Origin of the sequence: Bartonella sp. AA83SXKL (genome assembly GCF_042196965.1) — a bacterium.
Lineage (GTDB): Bacteria > Pseudomonadota > Alphaproteobacteria > Rhizobiales > Rhizobiaceae > Bartonella.
This window is the reverse complement of record NZ_JBHIRG010000292.1, coordinates 327-594: the sequence shown is the minus strand read 5'-3', so window position 1 is coordinate 594 and position 268 is coordinate 327. Positions and strand designations below refer to the sequence as shown.

At 37.7% G+C, this 268-nt stretch carries 1 protein-coding gene; it reads left to right on the top strand.

The window, feature by feature from the left end:
• Positions 1-268 (top strand): amino acid permease (locus tag ACFINO_RS11215; protein ID WP_375655928.1); only part of this gene is annotated, 268 nt, incomplete at both ends.

Here is a 268-nt window from a genome sequence, read left to right as displayed (position 1 = left end):
TTTTTGCTGGATTTCAAATAGCCATTTTTTCCTTCGTTGGTATAGAAATTGCCGGAACAACTGCAGCGGAAGTTAAAGAACCTAAAAAAGTTCTACCAAAGGCAATTAATGCAATACCCCTTCGTATTGTACTCTTTTATATCTTTTCTCTCGTTGTAATAATGTCAGTCACACCTTGGGATCAAGTTGTTCCAGAAAAAAGTCCCTTTGTCTCGATGTTTTGGCTTGCTGGCATTCCGATAGCTGCTGGTTTGATAAATTTTGTTGT